The 16703-nt window shown below is 68.5% G+C and carries 14 protein-coding genes and 2 pseudogenes; 6 read left to right on the top strand and 10 right to left on the bottom strand.

Features of this window, described 5'->3' with window-relative positions; all coding sequences use genetic code 11:
* Window positions 1-6: 6 nt before the first annotated feature.
* The 4 genes from RN629_RS08255 to RN629_RS08240 are packed head-to-tail and all read right to left on the bottom strand — an operon-like array spanning window position 7 to window position 4995.
* The gene (locus RN629_RS08255; RefSeq protein ID WP_407034788.1) at window positions 7-1290 is read right to left on the bottom strand and encodes an Hsp70 family protein; all 1284 of its coding nucleotides are present in this window, start codon (window positions 1288-1290) and stop codon (window positions 7-9) included.
* A gap of 56 nt (window positions 1291-1346) precedes the next feature.
* On the bottom strand, window positions 1347-2939 hold the full coding sequence (treF, locus tag RN629_RS08250) for an alpha,alpha-trehalase TreF (protein ID WP_407034787.1): 1593 nt from the start codon (window positions 2937-2939) through the stop codon (window positions 1347-1349).
* Between the two features lie 35 nt (window positions 2940-2974).
* Window positions 2975-4330, bottom strand: coding sequence for an ATP-binding protein (locus RN629_RS08245; RefSeq protein ID WP_407034786.1), 1356 nt, complete (start codon window positions 4328-4330; stop codon window positions 2975-2977).
* Window positions 4327-4995 carry a response regulator transcription factor gene (locus RN629_RS08240; RefSeq protein ID WP_407034785.1) on the bottom strand — a complete coding sequence of 223 codons (669 nt, stop codon included), beginning with the start codon at window positions 4993-4995 and terminating at the stop codon, window positions 4327-4329. The genes RN629_RS08245 and RN629_RS08240 overlap by 4 nt, the downstream gene beginning before the upstream one ends.
* Window positions 4996-5128: 133 nt before the next feature.
* Between RN629_RS08240 and RN629_RS08235 the strand changes: the two genes are divergently transcribed.
* Window positions 5129-5797 carry a hypothetical protein gene (locus RN629_RS08235; RefSeq protein WP_407034784.1) on the top strand — a complete coding sequence of 223 codons (669 nt, stop codon included), beginning with the start codon at window positions 5129-5131 and terminating at the stop codon, window positions 5795-5797.
* A gap of 97 nt (window positions 5798-5894) precedes the next feature.
* On the opposite strand, the gene RN629_RS08230 is transcribed toward RN629_RS08235, so the two are convergent.
* From RN629_RS08230 to sdhC, 6 genes are all read right to left on the bottom strand, one after another.
* The gene (locus RN629_RS08230; protein WP_407034783.1) at window positions 5895-7310 is read right to left on the bottom strand and encodes an alpha,alpha-trehalose-phosphate synthase (UDP-forming); all 1416 of its coding nucleotides are present in this window, start codon (window positions 7308-7310) and stop codon (window positions 5895-5897) included.
* On the bottom strand, window positions 7307-9085 hold the full coding sequence (locus RN629_RS08225) for a glycoside hydrolase family 15 protein (RefSeq protein WP_407034782.1): 1779 nt from the start codon (window positions 9083-9085) through the stop codon (window positions 7307-7309). The genes RN629_RS08230 and RN629_RS08225 overlap by 4 nt, the downstream gene beginning before the upstream one ends.
* Before the next feature lie 3 nt (window positions 9086-9088).
* Complete coding sequence (gene otsB / locus RN629_RS08220; protein ID WP_407034781.1) at window positions 9089-9859, bottom strand: trehalose-phosphatase; 771 nt, start codon at window positions 9857-9859, stop codon at window positions 9089-9091.
* 251 nt (window positions 9860-10110) lie between these two features.
* Window positions 10111-11919: a succinate dehydrogenase flavoprotein subunit gene (sdhA, locus tag RN629_RS08215; RefSeq protein ID WP_407034780.1), complete on the bottom strand. Its 1809-nt coding sequence runs from the start codon at window positions 11917-11919 to the stop codon at window positions 10111-10113.
* Complete coding sequence (gene sdhD, locus RN629_RS08210; protein ID WP_407034779.1) at window positions 11919-12302, bottom strand: succinate dehydrogenase, hydrophobic membrane anchor protein; 384 nt, start codon at window positions 12300-12302, stop codon at window positions 11919-11921. The genes sdhA and sdhD overlap by 1 nt, the downstream gene beginning before the upstream one ends.
* Window positions 12302-12646, bottom strand: coding sequence for a succinate dehydrogenase, cytochrome b556 subunit (sdhC, locus tag RN629_RS08205; RefSeq protein ID WP_407034856.1), 345 nt, complete (start codon window positions 12644-12646; stop codon window positions 12302-12304). Before sdhC ends, sdhD begins: the two co-directional genes overlap by 1 nt.
* Window positions 12647-12954: 308 nt before the next feature.
* On the opposite strand from sdhC, the gene RN629_RS08200 reads away from it, so the two are divergent.
* From RN629_RS08200 to RN629_RS08180, 5 genes and pseudogenes are all read left to right on the top strand, one after another.
* Window positions 12955-14313, top strand: coding sequence for a methyl-accepting chemotaxis protein (locus RN629_RS08200; RefSeq protein WP_407034778.1), 1359 nt, complete (start codon window positions 12955-12957; stop codon window positions 14311-14313).
* Window positions 14314-14434: 121 nt separating this feature from the next.
* Entirely contained in the window at window positions 14435-15142 is a 708-nt protein-coding gene (locus RN629_RS08195) for an SDR family NAD(P)-dependent oxidoreductase (RefSeq protein ID WP_407034777.1), read from the top strand.
* On the top strand, window positions 15132-16064 hold the full coding sequence (locus RN629_RS08190) for a 50S ribosomal protein L11 methyltransferase (protein WP_407034776.1): 933 nt from the start codon (window positions 15132-15134) through the stop codon (window positions 16062-16064). Before RN629_RS08195 ends, RN629_RS08190 begins: the two co-directional genes overlap by 11 nt.
* Window positions 16065-16085: 21 nt before the next feature.
* Window positions 16086-16269, top strand: a pseudogene (locus RN629_RS08185) (hypothetical protein); the annotation flags it as partial.
* A 14-nt stretch (window positions 16270-16283) separates the two neighbouring features.
* A pseudogene (locus RN629_RS08180) lies at window positions 16284-16703 on the top strand (biotin synthase BioB); the annotation flags it as partial.

Raw genomic sequence — 16703 nt, 5'->3', positions numbered from 1 at the left:
GCCCTCTCACACCGCCCAGGCGGTAATGTCGGGCTGCTCACCGATCAACGCCAGGCCATGGGCGATCGAGGTGAGTTCGCCGCCGGTCGCGATCTTCTCTGCGGCGAACCGCGTCTCGAACATCCGCCGGATCGCGGGCATCAGCGAGGTGCCGCCGGTCAGGAACACGCGGTCGATCGCCGCCGCCCCGCATCCCGCGGCCGCCAGCGCGCGGTCGACCGCCTGTTCGATCCGCACCAGATCGGGGGCGATCCAGCGTTCGAAATCGGCGCGCGTCACCGCCGCCTCGATCGACAGACCGCCGCCCTCGAAGCGGAAGCGCGCCTCCTCCGTCGCCGACAGGTCGCGCTTGACCCGTCCGACCGCGTCATAGAGGCGATAGCCCTGTTCTTCCTCGATGATCGCGATCATCCGGCCGATCGCATCGGGATCGAGCGCGGCGCGGCGCAGCTTTTCCAGTTCGGCCAGAGTCTTGCGGTTGCGCATCAGCGCCAGCCGCGACCAGTCGGCGAAATCGGCGAAATAGCCGCGCGGAATCTCCAATATCTTGTCGAACGACCGATACTGCCCCCCCGCGCCCAGCAGAGGCAGGACGAGGTGATCGATCAGCCTTTGGTCGAACCGGTCGCCCGCGATGCCGACACCCGCATGGCCCAGCGGCTCGCACCGCCGCGCCGCGCCCGCCTCCGCGATGCGGACCACCGAAAAGTCGCTGGTGCCGCCGCCGAAATCGGCGACCAGAACCGTGGCGGGCTCGGCGATGCGCGAGGCATAGCTGAACGCCGCGCCCAGCGGTTCGTAGACATAATGGATCTCGGCCCCGAGCCGCGCGAACATCGCGTCATAGCGCTGGCGCGCCAGCGCTTCGTCGGGCCGGTGCCCGGCATATTCGACCGGGCGGCCGACGATGATCCGCGCGGCCTTGCCGTTCAGCACGCCCCCGCTGCGGGCCGCCATCCGGTCGAGAAACGCGCGGCCCAGTTCCTCGAACCGATAGCGTTTGTCGAACACGGTCGCATGTTCGAACACCGGCGACGCCGCGACCGACTTGAAGGATTGCAGGAACCGGCTGCCGCTCGGGAAATCGAGATATTCGGCGATGGCCCATGGTCCTGCTTCCACCTCGATCCGATCCTCTTCCCAGAAGCATAGGGCAGAGCGGAAGACGGGATCGGCGCCACCCGGTCCCTGCAAGGGCACGAGATGCGATTCGCCCCGCTCGGCCCGGGCGATGACCGAGTTGGTGGTGCCGAAATCGATGCCGAGGATGGTGTGCGGGGTATCGGTCATGCCGCGTCCGCTACACGATGCGGGCGCGGGAGGGCGAATTTTGTTCGCGCGAAAAGCTAAGGTGCCGCATCGACACGCGGCGTCAGGTCGGGCCAGCGGTCGAGCATCGCCGCCGTCACGCCGTTGGTCCAGCCGAACCCGTCCTGCGTCGGATATTCCCCGCCGCCGCCGGGCCGCCGGTCCTCCACATCATATTTTTCCAGCAGCTTGCCCGTCTCGCGATAGGTGCGCGCGACGGTGGCGATCCAGCGGCGGGCGATCTCCTTGGCCAGCGCCTGCTCGCCATAGCGCCCCAGCCCCTCGACCGCGATCCATTGCAGCGGGGCCCAGCCATTGGGCGCGTCCCATTGCTGGCCCGACCGGATATTGGTCGTGCGCAGGCCACCTTCGCCGATCAACATGGCACGGGTCGTGGCGGCGACCGCGCGCGCCTGGTCCGCGCTCGCATGGCCGGCGAAGAGCGGGAAGAGCGAGGCCGCGGTCCGCGCCGCCGTCGGCGTCTGCGCCACCCGGTCCCAATCGGCGAAGCGCCGTTCGCCCGGCACCCAGAGATAGCGGTCGATCGCCGCCTTTCGTCGGTTCGCCATCGCGGCGAAGCGGCGAGCGGTCGCCTGGTCCCCGAGGGCCTCGGCGCGTCGGGCGATTCGCGTCTCGCCGATCCACAACAGGCTGTTGAGGTCGACCGGCACGATGGCGGTGGTGCGAATCGTTTCCAGTCGCATCGGATCGGCAAGCCAGCGCGAGCTGAAATCCCAGCCCGATTCCGCCGCCGCGCGCAGGTCGCGCTGGACCAGGGTGGGGGCGCGCGGCGCGGCTTTGGCGGCGGTCTCGCGATCCTCGCGCCAGCTTTCGTCGCGTGGGGTTTCGCGCGCGTCCCAATAGCGGTTGAGCAGGCTGCCATCGGGCATCCGCACCACATGCGCGCACGCTCCACCGCCATCGAGGCAGGATGCGCCCGTCATCCAGAAATCATGCTCGCGGACCAGCGCGGCCAGCCGCCGCCGGGCCAGCGCCGGATCGCGATCCTCCGACAGGTCCATCATCAGGGCGAGAAAGGGCGGCTGCGACCGGCTGAGATAATAGCTGCGCGTGCCGTTGGGGATATGGCCGTAGCGTTCGACCAGGGCGACGAAATTGGCGAGCATCGCCTCGATCAGCGGGCCCTGTCCGTCCGCCTTCAGGCCCAGCATGGTGAAATAGCTGTCCCAGTAATAGATTTCCTGGAACCGATCGCCGGGCACGACATAGCCATGATCCAGCCCGAGCGCCGAGGAGCCCGGCGTCGCGGCAAAGGGCGCGCGGCCCAGTACCGGCCAGAGGTCGCGGATATGCGCGCGCAGCGGCGGGCGGCCGGCGCTTTCGCCGCGCACCGAGAAGTAGCGGCGGACAAAGGCCGCGAGCGCCACCTTGTCGCGCGGCTTCTCGCGGGCATAGGCGGCGAGGATCGCCGCCGGGTCTTCGCGCGGCACCGCATCCGCGAAGGTTTTGCCGTCGGGGAACACCTGCGCCTCCTGCACCGCCTCGAAGAGCGGGCCGTAGATATTGGCGGGCGAGGGCGGCAGGTCGCGCACCGGGCCCTGCGCCTGAAGCAACAGCGCCAGCAAGGGCCACAGGACCAGAGGGCGGAGCCGGGCGGGGCGGGGCATCATCGGGTCGCGTCTCTCCTGTGGGGCGTCGGCCTCGGTCATCGTACCGCTATCGCGCGCGGCAGCAATACCGTAGCAGCCAGGCCACCACCCGTCGCCTCCTCGAGCATCAGCCGCCCGCCATGGAGTTCGGCCAGTTCGCGCGCGATGGCGAGGCCGAAGCCATGCCCGTCCCCGCGCTCGTCGAGCCGCGTGCCCGGCTGGGTCGCGCGAATCCGGTCGGGTTCGGGGATGCCGGGGCCGTCATCGGTGATGGTCAGGCGACAGTGCCGCCCGTCCGCCACCGCCTGTACCCGCACTCGTGCGCGGGCATGCCGCGCGGCATTGTCGATCAGGTTGCCCGCGACTTCGTCCAGGTCCTGGGCATCCATCGCCACCGCCAGATCGGCGGGGCAATCGACCGATAGGGTCAGCCCGCGTTCGGCATGAAGCCGTCCAATCGCGTGCGCCAGATCGTCCAGTGCCGGGGCCAGCGGCGTCGCGGCGCGGGTCGCCGCCGTCTGTACACGGGCGCGCGCGAGATGGTGGCGAATCGTCGCATCGATCCGGGCGACCTGCGCCGCGCGCGGCGGATCATCGGCCAGGTCGAGTGCCAGCGTCGCCACCGGCGTCTTGAGCGCATGCGCCAGATTGGCGGCGGCGGCGCGCGCGGTCGCCAGCGTCGCCTCGCTGTCGGCGGCGAGCGCGTTGAGCTCGATCGCCAGCGGGCGGAGTTCGGCGGGCTGGTCCTCATCGACCCGGTCTCGCTCGCCCGCGCGGATCGCGGCGACCTCCGCGCGCAAGCGGCGCAGCGGCCCCAGGCCGAGCCGCAACTGAATCAGGCTTGCTCCCGCCAGCAGGATGCCCAGTCCGGCCAGCATGGCGAGCAGCGGGGCGATCGCGGCCCGGATCGGTCGGGCGATGACGGCGCGCGGCGCGGCGGCGGTGATCGTCACCGGCCCGCGCGGGGTGGCGATCATAGCCTGTCGCGCATGGACGCGTACCCCCTGTTCGGTGCGCCCCTCGGCGGGGTGCGGCGCTTCCGGGCCGGGGGCGGGCGGTGGCGGGGCGGGGGGCTGTGGTCCGCCGGGCGGCGCGGGCGGCGTTGGAGGGGCGAGCGGCGGGAAATCGCCAGATCCGATGGTGCCGTCCGGCCCCTGAATCCGCCAGCGCCAGCCGGGTTCGGGTTCCAGTAGCCCGCGCCGCCGCGCGATCCGGTCGCGATCGACGCGTCCCTGCGGATCGACGGCGGCGGCCAGCACCGCGATCTCCGAATCCAGCTTTTGGTCCAGCCCGCGCGTGACGATCCCCTCCAGCGTGCGGGCCAGCCCCCAGCCCGCCAGCAGCAGGACGGCCGCGATCATGATCGTCGAGATCAGGATCATCCGGCCATGGATCGAACGCGGCATCCTCATGCCGCGTCCCCCGAGGTCAGGCGATAGCCGAGCCCGCGCACCGTCTCGATCAGATCCGCCCCGATCTTCTTGCGCAGCCGCCCGACGATCACTTCCAGGCTGTTGGAATCGACATCGGCATCGCCTTCATACACCCGCTCCAGCAGTTCCAGCCGGGGGATCACCGCGTCCTTGCGCAGCATCAGCGCCGACAGGACACGCCATTCGAAGGCGGTGAGCTTGAGCGGCAGGCCGTCCAGCTCGAACTGCCCCGTCTGGCTGTCGAAGGCGAGCGGCCCGCAGGTCAGGCGCGGTTGCGCATGGCCCGCCGAGCGGCGCACCAGCGCGCGCAGCCGCATGACCAGTTCCTCGACGCGGAACGGCTTGGTCAGATAATCGTCCGCGCCCGCCTTGAACCCGGCCACCTTGTCCGACCAGCCGTCGCGCGCGGTCAGGATCAGCACGGGCAGCGCGCGCCCGGCCTCGCGCCATTGCCGTAACAGGCTCATGCCGTCGCCATCGGGCAGGCCGAGGTCGAGGACGGCGGCGTCATAGATCTCGGTGTCCCCGGCATGGCCGGCGTCCAGGCCATTGTCGAACAGGTCGACCGCGCAATGTTCGGCGCGCAGCGCGCGCGCGATGGCGGGGCCCAGCGCGGGATCATCCTCGACCAGCAAGATGCGCATGACCTGTTCTTTTCCCCTTTGCCGATCCTGCCGGGCTATCGCCTCCGTGCTTAAACCCAATCTGAACCGCGTGGTTCAGCGGGCATCGGGGCGAATCGCCTAGAACCGGCTCATCAACCAAGGAGTCCGTTCAATGTCTCGATGGAATGTCCAGAACCCGCGCTTTCAGGGCAAGGCCCCGCTCGCGCTGGCGGCGGCGGTGCTGGTCGCACTGGGCGCCGGTGGTGGCGCCGCGGCGGTGTCGATGACCCGGCCGACCGTGACCATGGCCCCCACGACCCCCACCCCGATCGCCCGGCTGGCCTCGACCAGCGGCATCGTCAGCGCCAAGGGCCGCGTGACCGAGGTGTTCGGCGACCGTTTCGTGGTGCAGGACGGCACCGGCCGCGCGATGGTGGCGGGCGCCCGCGACGCCATGCCGTCCGTCGGCAGCAACGTGCTGGTCCAGGGACGCTATGACGATGGCGTCATGCAGGCCCAATATCTGGTCGGTCCCAATGGATCGGTCGTGCCGATGGGCCCGCCCCCGCCGCCGCCGGGTGCCGGTCCGCGCGGTGACGGCCCGCCGCCTCCGCCCCCGCCCGGTGGTCCGCGCGGCGATGCGCCTCCGCCCCCGCCGCCGGGTGGCCCGTTGCCCGGTGGCCCGCAGGGCGCGGCTCCGCCGCCACCCCCGCCGCCCGGAGGCTGTGTCCCGGGTGCCGTTCCGCCACCGCCTCCGGTGAACGGCGTGGCGCCGCAGGGTGCCCCGGTGCCGCCGCCGCCCGCCACGGACGGGGCTCCGGCCGCTCGCCCGGCGGCCTGATGCCCGGGAGCGCCTCCGGCTTCACGTCGGGGGCGCTTTCGTCGCTGGTCCTTATGCGCTGCCCGGCTCAGTGCATCGCCAGCTCGGAAACGAGGGGTCAGGACGTCGCCGTAGCCATCGCTTCGGCTTCGTGGTTGGCACCGTCGCCGCGCAGCGCGGCGAGGAACACCGCGCACCACCAGAAGACATCCTCGCGCCGGACATTGGCGATCAGGCTTTCCCAGCGCCGGATTCGCTCGTCGCGCGGCATGGCCAGCGCCTGGACGATCGCGTCGGACATTTCCTCGGCGCTATAGGGGTTGATGAGGACCGCGTCCTTCAACTGCTCGGCCGCCCCCGCGAAGCGCGACAGGATCAGTACGCCGGGATCGTCCGGGTCCTGTGCCGCGACATATTCCTTGGCGACCAGGTTCATCCCGTCGCGCAAGGGCGTGACCAGCCCGATCCGCGCCGCGCGATAGATGCCCGCCAGCACCGAACGCGGAAACCCCTTGTTGACATAGCGGATCGGCACCCAGTCGATATCGGCATATTCGCCGTTGATCCGCCCCGACAGCGCGTCGAGATTGGCGCGGATCTCCTGATAGGTGCTCACCTTCTCACGGCTGGGCGGGGCGATCTGGAGCATGTAGACAAGGCCGCGCCGTTCGGGATTGGACGCCAGGAAGCGTTCATAGCCCAGGAAGCGCTCGGCCAGCCCCTTGGAATAATCCAGCCGGTCGACCCCGACGATCAGGCTGCGGCCCGTCGCCGACATGTACATGCGTTCGCGCGCGAAGCGGGCGTCATGGCCGCTGGCGGCGTCCTCGAACTCCTTGGTCTCGATGCCGATCGGGGCGCGGATGGCGCGGATGGTACGGCTGTTCCACGTCACCTCGTCATTGTCGCCCAGCGTCCCGCCCAGCTCCTTGGTCACATAGTCGCGGAAGCTGTCGAGCCAGTCCTCGGTATGGAAGCCGACCACGTCATAGGCGAAGAGCGATTCGACCAGCTTGCGATGGCTGGGCAGCGACATCAGCAGCCGCACGGGCGGCCAGGGGATGTGGAGGAAGAAACCGATCCGGTTCCTGAACCCGCGCTGGCGCAACTCGCGGCCCAGCGGGATCAGGTGATAGTCGTGGACCCACACCAGATCGTCCGGTTCGATCAGCGGCTGCACCGTCTCCGCAAAGCGTTCGTTGACGCGGGCATAGCCGGAATCGAAGTCCCGCTCGAACTCGGTCAGGTCGATGCGATAGTGGAAGAGCGGCCACAGCGTCCGGTTGGCATAGCCGTTATAATATTCGTCGATATCCTGCTCTTCCAGGTCGATGGTCGCGGTGGTGACGCCGCCGCCCTGCTGGAAGTTGATATGGCCGTTGAACTGGTCGGTGGCTTCCCCCGACCAGCCGAACCAGATGCCGCCCTGTTCGCGCAGCGCCGCCAGAAGTGCGACCGCCAGCCCGCCCTGATTTCCGCCCGGCCCGGTGGTGGGCGGCTGGACCCGGTTCGAGATGACGATCAGGCGACTCATCGCACGGCACTCCATGGCTTACTGAGCAGGACGGCGCAGTTGATGAGGCCGACCAGCGAATAGGTTTGCGGATAATTCCCCCACAGTTCGCCCGTATTCGGGTCGATATCTTCGGACAGCAGCCCGGCGGGGGTGCAGCGCGCCACCATTTCCTCGAACAGCGCGCGGGCGTCCGCGTGACGCCCGGTGAAATACAACGCCTCGATCAACCAGAAGGTGCAGACGTTGAAAGCGGTATGCGGCAGGCCGAAATCATCCTCGGTCGCATAGCGCAACATGTGGCTGCCCCGCCGCAATCCCTTCTCCACCGCGTCCAGCGTCGAGCGGAAACGGGGATCGTCGGGCGACAGGAAGCGCAGTTCGAGCAGCTGGATGATGCTGGCGTCCAGATCGTCGCCGCCAAAGGTCGCCGACATGCGCTGCGTTTCCTCGCGCCACGCCGATTGCTCGATCGCCTCGCGCATCAGGTCGGCGCGCTCCTGCCAGAAGGCGCGGCGTTCCTCCAGGCCCAGCGCCTGGGCAGCGTTCGCCAGCCGGTCGCACGCCGCCCAGCACATCGCGGCCGAATAGGTATGCACATGGCTCTTGGTGCGCAGCTCCCACAGCCCCGCATCGGGCTGGTCATACTTGGCCCAGGCGCGTTCGCCGACCCGTTCGAGCGAGTGGAAATCCTCGGTCCCCGACATACGGAACAGGCGGGTGTCGAAAAAGGCCTGCACGTCCGACAGCACGATCTGGCCATAGGCGTCGTGCTGGATCTGCTCATAGGCCTGGTTGCCGACGCGTACCGGACCCATGCCGCGATAGCCGGGCAGATTCTCCTCGATGCGTTCGACCAGGGTCGGTTCGCCGCCGACGCCATAGAGCGGCTGGATATGGCCACCCTTCGCCGCATCGACGATGTTGCGGAGATATTCGATATAGCCCTCCAGCACATCGAGCGCGCCCAGCCGGTTGAGCGCCTGGACGGTGTAATAGGCGTCGCGGATCCAGCAGTAGCGATAGTCCCAGTTGCGCCCCGAATCGGCGTGTTCGGGCAATGAGGTGGTCAGCGCGGCGACGATCGCTCCGGTTTCCTCATGCTGGCAGAGCTTGAGCGTGATCGCGGCACGGATGACGACCGCCTGCCATTCGACCGGGGTGGCCAGCCCGCGCACCCAGTGATGCCATTCATGGGTGGTCCGCTCCAGCATCGCGCGGCACGCCTCGCTCAGTACGCCGGCAAAGCTTTCATCGGGGCCGAGGAACATGTGGATCGGCCGCTCCAGCCGGAACCATTGCTCGGCGGTGATGTGCCCGACCGGCGCATCGGTGGTCAGGCGCAACGTCTGTTGCGTCATCAGGTAGCGGATATGGTTGGAGCCCTGGGTCCGCTCGGTGGGATGGCCCCAGTCGGTCGCGACGCGCAGCGACACGCGAATCCGCGGCGAGCGGATCGGCCGGACGATCCGCACGAAGCTGGTCGGGCGATAGGTGCGGCCCTCGCGGGAGAATCGGGGGCAGAAATCGGTGATCTCGATGCCGTTGCCGCGATCGTCCATATGGGTGGTGACGAGGATCGGCGTGTTGCGCAGATAACCCTGGGTGGTGGAGACGCGGTCCTCCAGTTCGATCGCCCAATAACCGGTTTCCGGCTCGCCATCGCCCAGCAGGGCGCAAAAGGCCGGGTCGCCATCGACCCGCGGCACGCACCCCCAGACGAAGCGGCCGCTCGCGTCGACCAGCGCGGACACCTGGCAGTTGCCGATCGGCCAGAGATTCATATCCTGTTGCATGAGTTACGCATTCTCCAGCGCTTGGGCGAGCCATTGGTGGACGGCGGCGACATCGGGCAGGCGGTAGCGCGCGGCGGTCTCGCGCATCGGCCCCACCAGCACGCCCGCCCCGCCCAGCGCGGCGGCCGTGACGAAGCCGTCCTCGTCGGTGACATCGTCGCCGAAGAAGATCGGCAGGGTCGCGCGCATCGCGGCGGTTTGCATCAGGGCGGCGATCGCCTGTCCCTTGTCGCCCGACAGGCGTACCTCGACCATCATCTTGCCGGGTTGCAGGGTCAGGCCGTGGCGCCGGGCGATCACGCTCGCCTCGCGCAGCGCAAGCGCTTCGGCGTCCGGCTTGCGGCGATAGTGAAGGCCCGCGCCGAAGCTCTTGCTTTCGAAATACAGGTCATGCGCTTCGGCGATGGCGCGCATCTCGTCGGTCGCCAGGCTGAGATGCGCAGGCGTGTCGGGCTGGACATGGCCGTCCTCGGGGCTGCGGCGTTCCGCGCCATGACTGCCCGCCAGCGTGAAATGCTGCGCCTGTGGGCCGAACAGGGCGTCGAGCTGCGCGATCGAACGGCCGCTGACGATGGCGAGGCGGCCGGGCATGTGCGCGGCCAGCGCATCCAGTCGATCGGCAAGGGCGGGGCTGACATGCACGCCCTCGGGATTGTCGGCGAGGTCGACCAGCGTGCCGTCGAAATCGAGGAACAGGCTGTCCCGTTCGGACAGGCGAGGCGGCGGGGGGGTGAGGTCGGCCAGCATGGGCGACAGCGTAGCGGATGCGGACATGCCGAGTGAACCCATCCCCGCCGCTCGCGTTCCGCTGCGCAAGCGAAATGATTGGGGTTGCTATCTTCTCTGGTAGGGGGAGGGGGCCATGCGCAGCATGGTGGAGGGGGCGTGCGGCAATGGGCGTCCCTTGCGGCTGCGCCCCCCTCCGTCAGCCCTTCGGCCTGCCACCTCCCCGGGGTGGGGAGGATAAAAAAGGGGCCGGCGATCGCTCGCCAGCCCCCCTTGGTCCGAACCGTCGGTAACGGGCCTCAGTAGACCCGCTTCTTCGGCTTGATATACTCGATATCGTCGGTCAGCGTGTAGTCGTGGACCGGGCGATAATCGATCGCGATCTCGCCGCCCTTGCCGCCCCAGCCGTCGAACGTCGCAACCGTGTGCTTCATCCAGTTGGCGTCGTCGCGATCGGGGAAGTCCTCGTTCACATGCGCGCCGCGGCTTTCCTTGCGGTTCAGCGCCGATTCCATCGTCACCACCGCCTGGCCGAGCAGATTGTCCAGCTCCAGCGTCTCGACAAGGTCGGTGTTCCAGACCAGCGAGCGATCCTTGATGCCGACATCGGCCAGCTTGGCATAGGTGCCACGGATCATCTGCTTGCCTTCGGTCAGCAGCTCGTCGGTGCGGAAGACGGCGCAGTGGCGCTGCATCGTCTTTTGCATCTCGCTGCGGATCACGGCGGTGGGCGCCTCGCCCGCCGCATGGCGGAAATGATCCAGGCGACCCAGCGCCAGCTCTTCCGAGCCCTTGGGCAGCGGGGCATGGCCGGTGCCGGGCTTCAGCGTGTCCTTGATGCGTAGGCCGGTCGCGCGGCCGAACACCACGAGATCGATCAGCGAGTTCGAGCCCAGGCGGTTGGCGCCATGCACCGACACGCAGGCCGCTTCACCGACCGCGAACAGGCCGGGGACGACCGAGTCCGGGTTGCCGTCCTTGAGTCGGACGACTTCACCATGATAATTGGTCGGGATGCCGCCCATATTATAGTGGACGGTCGGCGTCACGGGGAGCGGCTGGCGGGTCAGGTCGACACCGGCGAAGATCTTGCCGGTCTCGGTGATGCCGGGCAGGCGCTCGGCCAGCACCTTCGGGTCGATATGGTCGAGATGAAGGTAGATATGATCCCCCTCCTTGCCGACGCCGCGCCCTTCGCGGATTTCCATCGCCATCGAGCGCGACACGACGTCGCGGCTGGCCAGATCCTTGGCCGAGGGGGCATAGCGCTCCATGAAGCGCTCGCCCTCGGAATTGGTCAGATAGCCGCCTTCGCCGCGCGCACCCTCGGTGATGAGGACGCCCGCGCCGTAGATGCCGGTCGGGTGGAACTGCACGAACTCCATGTCCTGGAGTTGCAGGCCGGCGCGCAGCACCATGCCGCCGCCATCGCCGGTGCAGGTATGCGCCGAGGTGGCCGAGAAATAGCAGCGGCCATAGCCGCCGGTCGCCAGCACGACATTGTGCGCGCGGAACCGGTGGATCGAGCCGTCTTCCATGCACAGAGCGATGACGCCGCGGCACTGGCCTTGCTCGTCCATGATGAGGTCGAGCGCGAAATATTCGATGAAGAAGTCCGCGTCATATTTCAGCGACTGCTGGTACAGCGCGTGGAGCATGGCGTGGCCGGTGCGGTCGGCGGCGGCGCAGGTGCGCTGCGCAGGCGGACCCTCGCCCATATTCTGCATCATGCCGCCGAACGGGCGCTGATAGATCTTGCCTTCCTGCGTGCGGCTGAACGGTACGCCGGCATGTTCCAGCTCGTACACGGCGGCGGGCGCCTCGCGGCACAGATATTCGATCGCGTCCTGGTCGCCCAGCCAGTCCGACCCCTTGACGGTGTCGAACATGTGCCAGGTCCAGTGGTCCGGGCCCATATTGCCCAGCGACGCGGCGATGCCGCCCTGCGCCGCGACGGTGTGGCTGCGCGTCGGGAACACCTTGGTGATGCAGGCGGTCTTCAGGCCGGCCTCGGCGATGCCCATGGTGGCGCGCAGGCCCGAGCCGCCCGCACCCACGACGACGGCGTCATAGGTGTGGTCGATGATCTTGTAGGCTGCAGCGGACATCAGGCGGCGGCTCCGAAGGCGATCTTGAGGATCGAGAAGATGGCGACCGCAGCGGTCGTGAAGACGAACAGGTTCATGACGACGATCAGCGCGACCCGGTTCTGGTCCTGCTCATAATCCTCGATCACGACCTGCAGGCCGAGGCGCATATGGTAGAAGACCGAGGCGACCAGCAGCACCATCGGGATGGCGGCCCAGGGGTTGGACAGCCACAGCCGCATCGCGGCATAGTCATAGGAAGGCTGGCGCAGGATCGAGATCAGCAGCCAGACCATCAACAGGAAGTTGGACCCGGCGGTCAGCCGCTGGTTCAACCAATGATGGGCGCCGGATTTGGCCGAGCCCAGGCCGCGCACGCGGCCGATCGCGGTTCCCGATCGCATCACTTGACCCCCAGATATAGCCAGAACGCCACCGTCATCACGACGGCGAAGACGATGGTGAATTGTGACTGAAGCCGGTTCGACTTCAGCTCGAAGCCCGCGCCGACATCCATGAACAGGTGGCGGATGCCGTTCGCGATATGCTGGAACAGGCAGGCGGTCAGGCCGATGCCCACGACATAGCCGATGATGTTCAGCCCGCCCGACTGGACGGTGAAGACGTCGCGGAAGGTCGCATAGCTTTCCGGCCCCCCGGCCAGCGCGGCCAGGAACCAGACCAGAAGGACGGTGCCCACGGTCGCCATGCCCGCGCCGGTGGCACGGTGCAGGATCGAGACCAGCATGTTGGGCCCCCATTTCCAGATCTGGAGATGCGGGGATAGGGGACGGGCGGTGTTGCGGGCGGCCAAGGGCGGATCCTCGAACAGTCTAAAGGTCAGGCTGGTTTGCGGACATGCCTATGATGAAGACGCCGCCAGGATGCAAGTCGTGACGGCGAGGAAGTGCGGATGGCTCCCCCGCGCCCATTCTCCCGCGCCGACCCGTGGCGTCCGGTACGGCTAACCCGACCTTAACGCTTTGAACGGCAGAATTGCGGCCAGTGAATTCTCACGCGCCTGACCGTCATGCGCCTGAACGAGGGGCCCGCACCGTGAAGTCCAGTCTGTCATCGTCCAATGAAATTGCCGCGGCCATCGATCTGGAAGGGCGGATTCGCGCCTTTGACGGGGGCGACGGCTCGCTGACCCGCTCGGCCGCCGGATTGTGGCCGGTGATCGAGTCGCGCGTGGACGAGGTGGTCGAGGCCTATTGGGAGCATTGGCGCATCGGCCGTCCGGGCCAGACGGACTGGATTCCGCTGGATCGCGACCGGCGGCTGTCGGCGGGGCGCGCCTATCTGCGCAACCGTTTCTGCCATCTGGGAAGCGGGGAATGGGTCGAGTCGCTCGGCCGGTCGGTCAGCGCCGCCTATGTCGCCGAGGTGCCGTTGATGGACCTGCTCGCCATGTCCTGCGCCAGCGATCGCACCGCACTCCGGATCGTGCTGGACGAGGTGCCGCATGACGATCCGCGCCGGTCGATCCTGATCGATACGCTGATGCGGTTGTTCGGCATGGAGACAGAGGTCACGGTCGCGCTTTATAACGGCTATGTCGCCAGCGCGGTGGAGCGCAACCGGGACAGGCTGGTCGGGGATTTCCGCAACGGCATCGCGCTGGTCGTCGAGAATGCGACCGTCGAGGGGCATGACCTGCGCCGCAAGCTGGAGGAGGCGTCGCTCTCGACGCGCGGGATGCTGGGCAAGTCGAGCGAAGTCGCCGCCGCCGCCGAACAGTCCGCCGTCGCGATGCGCGAGGCGGCGCAGACCGCCGCCGGGCTGATCCGCGCGATCGAGGATGCACGGGCCGAGGTCGATCTTGCCGCCGACGTCTCCAACCGCGCCGCCGCCCAGGCGGGGCAGGCGGTCGGCATGTCCGAAATGCTGTCGGACCATGCCAAGTCGATCGAATCGATTCTGGGCCTGATCCGCGACATTGCCGGACAGACCAATCTGCTCGCGCTCAACGCGACCATCGAGGCTGCGCGCGCGGGCGACGCGGGCCGGGGCTTCGCGGTCGTCGCGCAGGAGGTGAAGAGCCTCGCCAGCCAGACGGCGCGCGCCACCGACGATATCGCGACCAAGATCGCCGCGATCCAGGCCGCGACCCGTTCGACGGTAGAAACCAATGCCTCGATCAAGACGACGGTGCATGACGTGCAGGTCTCGGCCGAACGCATCCGGTCCGCGATGGAAGCGCAGGCGCAGACCGTGACCGCGATCACCGCCGCGGTCGACGAAACCGCGCTGGCGGCCGATTCGATGTCGCACACCATCGCCGCGATCCGGCTGGATACCGAAAGCGTGGCGCAGGAGATCGATCGTGTCGGGCGCGGCTTCGACCATCTCGACACCCATCTGGGCGAACTGAAGGCCAGCGCGGGCGATTTCGTGGTCCGGGTCGCGGTCTAGCGGCCGGCCGGAACGGGCGCGACGAAGCGGGCGCTCCGGCGGCCCCTTTCGATCGGGCCATGCCGGACGCGGATCGACCGGCCGGTTGACGCGACGGCGCGCGACCGGCACGGCGGCGGGCATGACGACCATCCTCGTAACGGGCAGCAGTCGCGGCATCGGGGCCGCGATCCGCGCCAGTCTGACCGCCGCGCCCGGCATCCGGGTGCTGGGCCATGCCACCAGGGTGGGGCCCGACACGCCGCTGGCGGCGGACCTGTCCACGGCGTCCGGGCCTGCACTGCTCTGGGACGCGGCACTCGACCAGGCGGGCGGCGCGATCGACATGCTGGTCAACAATGCCGGTATCTTCGAGGCGAACCCGATCGAGGCCGGGGACTGGTCGGACAATGGCGCGCGCACGATGCAGGCCAACCTGACCGCCTCGGCCGAGCTCTGCCGCCGCGCCGTGCTGCACTGGCGGGAGCGCGGCGTCGGCGGCCGGATCGTCAACATCGCCAGCCGGGCTGCCCATCGCGGCGACAGCCCGGCGCACTGGCATTACGCCGCGTCGAAGGGCGGCATGGTCGCGATGACCAAGACCATCGCGCGCGGCTATGCGGCGGAGGGAATTCTCGCATTCGCCGTCTGTCCCGGCTTTACCATGACCGGCCCCGCCGACGAATATGTGGCGAGCCGGGGCGGCGACGCGCTGCTGGCCGATATTCCGCTCGGCCGCGTCGCCAGCCCGGAGGAGATCGCCGCGACGGTGCGTTTCCTGTGCCTCGACGCGCCGCCTTCGATGACCGGCGCGGTTCTCGACATCAATGGAGCGAGCTATGTCCGCTGACAGCTGGAAGCTGACCCTGCCCTGTACCCGCGACGAAGCGGAGGCGATCGACGCGGCCGATGACCTGGCGATCGAGGCGGTCATCATGACCACCGAGGAGGTGGAGGATGATCGCGAGCATTGGCGGCTCGACGCCTATTTCGAAGTGGAGCCCGACGCGGCGACCATCGCGGCGATCCGCGCGCTGGTCCCGAGCGCGGGCGACCATCCCGCCACGGTCGAGTTTCTGGCGGCGCAGGATTGGGTCACGATGAGCCAGGAAGGGCTGGCGCCGCTGTCGGTCGGTCGCTTCTTCGTCCACACGGGCGGCGAGGCGGTGCCCGAAGGCCGGCGCGGCTTTCACATTCCGGCGGGCCGCGCGTTCGGAACCGGGCATCACGAGACGACCAGCGGCTGCCTCGCCATGCTCGACGCGATGGCGGGCGAGACCATCGCCAATGCGATCGATGTCGGCACCGGCACCGGGCTGCTCGCCTTTGCCGTGCGGCATCTCTGGCCGGATGCGAAGGTGGTGGCGACCGATATCGATCCGATCGCGATCGATGTGACCGCCGATAATGCCGCCATCAATGGTGTCGACGGCGTCGAGCTGATCGTCGCCGACGGCGCGCTCGCCGATCCGATCATGGCGGGGGCGCCCTATGATCTGGTCATCGCCAATATCCTGGCGGGACCGTTGATCTCGATGGCGCCCGAACTGGCGGCGATCGCGGGGAGCGGGGCGACGCTGGTGCTGGCGGGGTTGCTGGAGACGCAGCGCGCCGACGTGGTGGCCGCCTATGCGGCGTGCGGCTGCACGCTGGAGGCCGTCGATCGTCGCGGCGATTGGAGCGTGCTGCGCCTGCGCGCGGCGGCCGAGCGCTTCGTGCCGAACGGCCCCTTCGATCCCAAGGGACGCGACGGCTGGGCGCTGGATATCTGACCGCGCCCGGCCTGATCTTGCCGACCCGATAGCAAGGGGGGCATGGGTGGCGTTATCCTGCCGCAGGATTATCGGGCGCTGTAGGATGCCGGGATTCAGGGCCGGGGTACAGGCGATTTTCGGGCCTGGGACCAATCTTGTGAAGGCGGCCGCGGATGTGCTGAGGCTGCTGGGACATAATATGCCGCCCGAGGCGGACGCATGACAGGACGAGACGTGATGACGACGATGACCGCGCTTTCCCCGGCCGCACCGGGCCTGCGCACCGACTGGACCCGGGGGGAGATTGCGGATCTGTTCGACCTGCCCTTCACCGAGTTGCTGTTCCGCGCGGCGACGGTCCACCGCGCGCATCATGCGGCCGACGAGGTGCAGTTGTGCACGCTGTGCTCGATCAAGACCGGCGGCTGCCCGGAGGATTGCGGCTATTGCTCGCAAAGCGCGTCGGCGGACAGCGATGTGAAGGCCGAAAAGCTGATGGACGTGGAGGCCGTGCTGGCGGCGGCGGCGGAGGCCAAGGCGGCGGGCTCGCAGCGTTTCTGCATGGGTGCGGCGTGGCGCAGCCCGAAGGACCGCGACATGGACAGGGTCGTGGCGATGGTCGAGGGGGTGAAGGCCATGGGGCTGGAGACCTGCATG

This window comes from Facivitalis istanbulensis (assembly GCF_040560405.1).
GTDB lineage: Bacteria > Pseudomonadota > Alphaproteobacteria > Sphingomonadales > Sphingomonadaceae > Sphingomonas > Sphingomonas istanbulensis.
The sequence above is the reverse complement of the archived record's forward strand: the minus strand, read 5'-3'. Positions and strand labels throughout refer to the sequence as shown.

Excerpts from the sequence above, each read along its gene's own strand:
- RN629_RS08255 (WP_407034788.1), bottom strand. The coding sequence starts at position 1,290 with ATGACCGATACCCCGCACACCATCCTCGGCATCGATTTCGGCACCACC.
- treF (WP_407034787.1), bottom strand. The coding sequence starts at position 2,939 with ATGATGCCCCGCCCCGCCCGGCTCCGCCCTCTGGTCCTGTGGCCCTTG.
- RN629_RS08245 (WP_407034786.1), bottom strand. The coding sequence starts at position 4,330 with ATGAGGATGCCGCGTTCGATCCATGGCCGGATGATCCTGATCTCGACG.
- RN629_RS08240 (WP_407034785.1), bottom strand. The coding sequence starts at position 4,995 with ATGCGCATCTTGCTGGTCGAGGATGATCCCGCGCTGGGCCCCGCCATC.
- RN629_RS08235 (WP_407034784.1), top strand. The coding sequence starts at position 5,129 with ATGTCTCGATGGAATGTCCAGAACCCGCGCTTTCAGGGCAAGGCCCCG.
- RN629_RS08230 (WP_407034783.1), bottom strand. The coding sequence starts at position 7,310 with ATGAGTCGCCTGATCGTCATCTCGAACCGGGTCCAGCCGCCCACCACC.
- RN629_RS08225 (WP_407034782.1), bottom strand. The coding sequence starts at position 9,085 with ATGCAACAGGATATGAATCTCTGGCCGATCGGCAACTGCCAGGTGTCC.
- otsB (WP_407034781.1), bottom strand. The coding sequence starts at position 9,859 with ATGTCCGCATCCGCTACGCTGTCGCCCATGCTGGCCGACCTCACCCCC.
- sdhA (WP_407034780.1), bottom strand. The coding sequence starts at position 11,919 with ATGTCCGCTGCAGCCTACAAGATCATCGACCACACCTATGACGCCGTC.
- sdhD (WP_407034779.1), bottom strand. The coding sequence starts at position 12,302 with ATGCGATCGGGAACCGCGATCGGCCGCGTGCGCGGCCTGGGCTCGGCC.
- sdhC (WP_407034856.1), bottom strand. The coding sequence starts at position 12,646 with ATGCTGGTCTCGATCCTGCACCGTGCCACCGGCGCGGGCATGGCGACC.
- RN629_RS08195 (WP_407034777.1), top strand. The coding sequence starts at position 14,435 with ATGACGACCATCCTCGTAACGGGCAGCAGTCGCGGCATCGGGGCCGCG.
- RN629_RS08190 (WP_407034776.1), top strand. The coding sequence starts at position 15,132 with ATGTCCGCTGACAGCTGGAAGCTGACCCTGCCCTGTACCCGCGACGAA.